The organism is Flavobacterium sp., assembly GCF_003525665.1.
In the GTDB taxonomy this organism is placed as follows: Bacteria; Bacteroidota; Bacteroidia; order Flavobacteriales; family Flavobacteriaceae; genus Flavobacterium.
Genome location: NZ_DQDX01000146.1, coordinates 1 through 4,869, shown reverse-complemented (window position 1 = coordinate 4,869; position 4,869 = coordinate 1). Strand labels below are relative to the sequence as shown.

At 33.6% G+C, this 4,869-nt stretch carries 4 protein-coding genes; 1 reads left to right on the top strand and 3 read right to left on the bottom strand.

Features of this window, described 5'->3' with window-relative positions; genetic code table 11:
• The first annotated feature begins 190 nt into the window (after positions 1–190).
• Positions 191–907 carry a hypothetical protein gene (locus tag DIU01_RS10190; protein ID WP_290834081.1) on the top strand — a complete coding sequence of 239 codons (717 nt, stop codon included), beginning with the start codon at positions 191–193 and terminating at the stop codon, positions 905–907.
• A gap of 78 nt (positions 908–985) precedes the next feature.
• Here DIU01_RS10190 and DIU01_RS10185 read toward each other — a convergent pair whose 3' ends face one another.
• The 3 genes from DIU01_RS10185 to trmD all read right to left on the bottom strand — a co-directional run bounded on the left by DIU01_RS10185 (position 986) and on the right by trmD (position 4,652).
• Positions 986–3,205 (bottom strand): NADP-dependent isocitrate dehydrogenase, encoded by a 2,220-nt coding sequence (locus DIU01_RS10185; protein ID WP_290834079.1) that lies wholly within the window; start codon positions 3,203–3,205, stop codon positions 986–988.
• Between the two features lie 259 nt (positions 3,206–3,464).
• Positions 3,465–3,821: a 50S ribosomal protein L19 gene (rplS, locus tag DIU01_RS10180; protein ID WP_290834078.1), complete on the bottom strand. Its 357-nt coding sequence runs from the start codon at positions 3,819–3,821 to the stop codon at positions 3,465–3,467.
• 156 nt (positions 3,822–3,977) lie between these two features.
• On the bottom strand, positions 3,978–4,652 hold the full coding sequence (gene trmD, locus DIU01_RS10175; protein ID WP_290834076.1) for a tRNA (guanosine(37)-N1)-methyltransferase TrmD: 675 nt from the start codon (positions 4,650–4,652) through the stop codon (positions 3,978–3,980).
• Between the last annotated feature and the right edge of the window lie 217 nt (positions 4,653–4,869).

Here is a 4,869-nt window from a genome sequence, read left to right as displayed (position 1 = left end):
ACTATATTTGTAGCGAAAAAAAGTAGAAAAGTGGCAATAAGTTTATTTAAAGGCATACTCTTTGATTTAGTTTTGCAAATTTGACTATTAAATTTTTAATAAGTTACACAACAAATGTTAATGTATGGTTAACTATAATTAGAATTTATGATGTTTTTAGATACTTTTACGCTTTGATTTTAAATTGATTATGAGACCACTATTTTTTTTAACGGTATTATTGTTTTCTTTGAAAGGATTTGCTCAGTTTGAAAATTCTAAAAAGGGAATCAAATTTGCACCTGTAAAACAGAAGGAGGCGCCTTTAAAAAAGTTAGATACTAAAACGTCTCCAGCTGAAATAAAGTATGAATCTATCGTAGAAAAAGAAGAAAAACTCTCAAAAAATTTTAGTTTATTACCTAAAAAAGAGGAGCGAAGTATTATGGAAATCGATGATCCAACAATAAAAAAGTCATCAGAGTTCTATACGCAACAGCTACAAAATCAAATGAAACGTGAAGGAATTACACAGGAGATAATGAATAGCGATATGTTTCTTGGTGAGTTTATAGTTTATACTTCTGAAATTACAACCGCATGTAGAGATTATGGTGCGATTGATGGTGATAACGTACGAATTTCGGTGAATGGCGAAATTATTGTTAGAAATGTGGATTTAAGATCGGGTTTCCAAAAATATACTTTGCATTTGAAAGAGGGTTTAAATATAATTCATCTACAAGCTTTGAATACAGGAGAATTTTTTCCAAATACAGGGCAATTTATATTTTATGATGGAAATGATAAAATTGTAACCAACCAAAATTGGGGATTGAATCAAGGTTACAAAGCAGTTGTCCGAATTATTAAAGCGAAAGGCTTGTCGGAATCGGATAAAGACAAAGTTGAAGAAAAAGAAGAATAAACGTAGTAAAATAGAAATATCAAAAAAGCCTTATCAAATGAATGACAAGGCTTATTTTTTTTTATAATAAATCTTAAACTAGTTCAACTGATTTAAAATTGAATTGAATGTTTCGCTCGGACGCATTGCTTTGAACATTAACTCTTGATTTGGCTTATAATAACCACCAATTTCTTGAGGTTTACCTTGTGCACCAATTAATTCTGAATTGATTTTCTCTTCATTTTCAGTCAATTGTTTTGCAATTGGTTCGAACGTAGCTTTCAATTCTAAATCAGAATTTTGTTCAGCTAATGCTTGAGCCCAATATAAAGTTAGGTAAAAATGCGAACCTCTATTATCAATGCTTCCAATTTTTCTAGATGGTGATTTGTCTGTGTCTAAGAATTTTTCGGTAGCTGCATCTAATGTCTCCGATAAAACTAAAGCTTTTTTATTATCAAAAACTTGTCCTAAATGTTCCAATGAAACTCCAAGTGCTAAAAATTCTCCTAGCGAATCCCAACGTAAATAACCTTCTTCAATAAATTGCTCAATGTGTTTTGGAGCCGATCCACCAGCACCAGTTTCAAACAATCCACCACCATTCATTAACGGTACAATTGATAACATTTTAGCCGAAGTTCCTACTTCTAAAATTGGAAATAAATCGGTTAAATAATCACGAAGTACGTTTCCTGTTACCGAAATTGTATCTAATCCTGCAATAATTCTTTCTAAAGTAAAATTAGTAGCTGCAACCGGATTTAAAATTCTAATATCTAAACCTGTTGTATCGAAATCTTTTAAATAAGCAGTCACTTTTTCAATCAATTGTCTGTCGTGTGCACGGTTTTCATCCAACCAAAATACCGCTGGTGTATTTGATAATCTAGCTCTGTTTACAGCAAGTTTTACCCAATCCTGAATTGGTGCATCTTTGGTTTGACACATTCTGAAAATATCTCCAGCTTCTACTTTTTGTTCCATTAAAACAGTTCCGTTTGCGTCGGTAACTTTTACAACTCCATCAGCATTTAATTGGAATGTTTTATCGTGAGAACCATATTCTTCTGCTTTTTGAGCCATCAATCCAACATTTGGAACACTTCCCATAGTTACAGGATTGAATGCTCCATGTTTTTTACAAAAATCAATTGTTGCTGTGTAAAGTCCTTCGTAACATCTGTCTGGAACAATAATTTTGGTGTCTTGACCTTTTCCATCTTTATTCCACATTTGACCAGAAGTTCTAATCATTGCCGGAATTGAAGCATCAATAATTACATCCGATGGAACGTGTAAATTAGTAATTCCTTTTTCAGAATTTACCATTGCAATCGCTGGACTAGTTTCATAAACCGCATTAATAGCAGCTTCAACTTCAGCTTGTTCTGGTCGTCCTGCAATTTTTGCATAAACATCGCCCAAACCATTTTTAGTATCTATTCCTAATTCAGAAAATAAGGTAGCATATTTTGTAAAAACATCTTTGTAGAAAACGTCCACTGCTGCACCAAAAATAATTGGATCAGAAACTTTCATCATCGTTGCTTTCATGTGAATTGAAAACAAAACACCTTTTGCTTTAGCATCGGCAATTTCTTTTGCAATAAATTCTTTAAATTTTGAAAGACTTAAAGCCGAACTATCAATGATTTCTCCCGCTTTTAAAGGCGTGCTTGCTTTTAAAACAGTTGTTGTTCCGTTATTGTCAACAAATTCGATTTTAACATCCGTAGCTTCTTTTACAGTTACCGAAGTTTCGCTTCCGTAGAAATCGCCACTTTCCATACTCGACACATGAGTTTTAGAATCTGAAGACCATGCACCCATTGAATGCGGATGTTTTCTTGCATAATTCTTAACAGCTTTTGGAGCTCTTCTGTCAGAGTTTCCTTCACGTAAAACTGGGTTTACGGCCGAACCTAAAACTTTTGCATATTTAGATTTTACTAGTTTTTCTTCTTCAGTTTGTGCGTCTTCAGGGAAATCTGGAAGAGCATAACCTTTAGCTTGTAACTCAGCAATAGCTTCTTTCAATTGAGGAACCGAAGCCGAAATGTTTGGTAATTTAATGATGTTTGCTTCTGGAGTATTGGCTAAAGCACCAAGTTCAGACAAAGCATCACCTAGTTTTTGTTCTTCCTTTAAATATTCTGGGAAGTTCGCAATAATTCTTCCTGCAAGTGAAATATCTCTGTTTTCAACTTCAATATTGGCAGTTGCTGCAAATGATTTAATAATTGGTAGTAATGAAAATGTGGCTAACATTGGCGCCTCATCAGTAATAGTGTAGATAATTTTAGACTTTGACATTTTTGTTGTTTGTTAATTTTATATCAAACGATGTTCTCGTTTGTTGTAGTTTAAGTTTGTAAAAAATATTTTCGCGGATAGCAAAGATATGAAAATGAGATAATATAGGTAATGATTTGCTACGAAATCGATTGAATTATTGATTTGTGATTTAAACGAATTTAAATTATGAATTTGATAATTTGTAGCTGACTTTTTTGCATAAAAAAAATCCTTTCGTTTTATCAAAAGGATTTTAGTATTCATTTTCAAGAAAGAATTAGTTTTTGTATCTTCTTTCTTTGATTTTTGCTTTCTTACCAGTAAGTTCTCTAAAGTAGTAGATACGAGCTCTTCTAACTTTACCTCTTTGGTTTACTTCAACTTTTTGTAAAGCTGGCATGTTTACTGGGAAGATACGCTCTACACCAACTGCTCCAGACATTTTACGAATTGTGAAAGTTTCAGTTAATCCTGAACCTTTTCTTTGAATAACAACTCCTTTAAAAAACTGAGTTCTTGTTTTTTCACCCTCTTTAATTTCGTAGTAAACTGTGATTGTATCACCAGCTCCAAACGTAGGGAAATCTTTTTTTGTTGATAATTCGTTATTTACGAAATCTACTAAATTTGCCATTTTTAATGCTATTATGGTTTAAAACTTGAGCAACATTCACGGTTTTCGCCAGAGGTTAGTCAAATGTGGGTGCAAAAGTATAAATAAAATCTCAATAATCAAATCCCAAATCCCAATATTTTCGAACTTGGAATTTGGAATTTTATAATTTGGAATTTATTCCAACAAATCTGGACGACGATTTTTAGTATGTTCATACGCCATATCTTCGCGCCATTTATCAATTTTGGCAAAATGTCCGCTGGTTAAAACCTCTGGAACTTTCCAACCTTTATAATCGGCCGGACGCGTATAAATTGGTCCCGAAAGTAAATTGTCCTGAAAACTATCGGTCAATGCCGAAGTCTCATCGCTCAAAACTCCTGGAATCAATCGAATTAATGCATCCGATAAAACCAAAGCGCCAAGTTCACCGCCAGAAAGTACATAATCACCAATAGAAATTTCCTTCGTAATAAAATGATCTCGAACGCGCTGATCTACACCTTTATAATGTCCGCACAGAATAATAATATTTTCATACATCGACATCGAATTGGCCATTTTCTGATTCAAAGTTTCACCATCAGGCGTCATATAAATCACTTCGTCATACGCACGTTCACTCTTTAAATGCGAAATACAATCGTCAATTGGTTGAATATTCATCACCATTCCAGCGCCACCACCAAACGGATAATCATCAACCGATTTCTGTTTATTGGTAGTATAATCTCTCAAATTGTGAAAATGAACTTCCACCAAACCTTTATCAATAGCACGTTTCATGATCGATGCCTCAAACGGACTTCGCAACAACTCGGGCAATATCGTAATAATATCTATTCGCATATTTTAAATTCTAAAATGCAAAGTTACAAAGTTTCTAAGGTTTATTTGAAGCTATTTGCTTCGCCAGTTCGCTTTTTGAAGCTCGTGTCCAGCTATTCACTACAAGTCCTCGTTAAAAGTTGTGTTTTTCTATGGTCTAAAAAGTCCCGAAGCTTCGGGATCCGTTGGTCGCTTTTTTACACCAAGAAAAACTACAACTTTTTAACTCCGGGCTTTT